The sequence below is a fragment of the Rhodococcus sp. 7Tela_A2 genome (assembly GCF_049311045.1).
Classification (GTDB): domain Bacteria; phylum Actinomycetota; class Actinomycetes; order Mycobacteriales; family Mycobacteriaceae; genus Rhodococcus.
Map to the genome: position 1 here is coordinate 1 of NZ_JAXION010000224.1, position 579 is coordinate 579.

General features: G+C 67.7%; 1 protein-coding gene. It reads left to right on the top strand.

What is annotated here, in order from left to right; all coding sequences use genetic code 11:
- The first annotated feature begins 213 nt into the window (after positions 1-213).
- Complete coding sequence (locus TVH25_RS21350) at positions 214-525, top strand: DUF1330 domain-containing protein (protein WP_422425419.1); 312 nt, start codon at positions 214-216, stop codon at positions 523-525.
- Positions 526-579 lie beyond the last annotated feature (54 nt).

The window sequence follows — 579 nt, forward strand, 5'->3', positions numbered from 1 at the left end:
GCCCGCGCCCCCCGCGCCCCCCCCCGCCCCCCACGGCGTTGTACCGTGCGTGGGGACTGCCCCCAGCCCCGAGAGTCGTTGCACCCCTTGCGCACCCGTCCTGATTCTGCTTCTCTTCGTCCATACAGGAATTCGTCGATATCCGATGATCGGAGCCCCGCGTTCCGTCTCCTGAAATCCCGGCGGGAGTTTCCGCCACCGACAAGGAGAGTCATGCCCAAGGGATATGTCGTCCTCACCGAAGCCATCAAAGATCCCGACGGGATGAACGCCTACAGCGCAGCCTCCGCCCCTTCGCTCCGCCGCGGTGGTGCGTCCGTGCTCTCCGTAGACGCCCGGCCGACGATCCTGGAAGGTCAGTGGCACGGCGACCGGACTGTCGTTCTCGAGTTCGAATCCGTCGAGGCCGCCCAGGCGTGGTACGACTCGGAGGAATATCAGGCGGCGGTCCCTCTGCGCCACGCCGCTGCCGACACCAACGCCGTCATCCTCGAGGGCTTCGAGATGCCGGCCCGCCCGTCCTGAACGGCGGCGCCCCACCCCGCGCTCCCTGTATATGTAGGCCCGGACCTCTCGGTC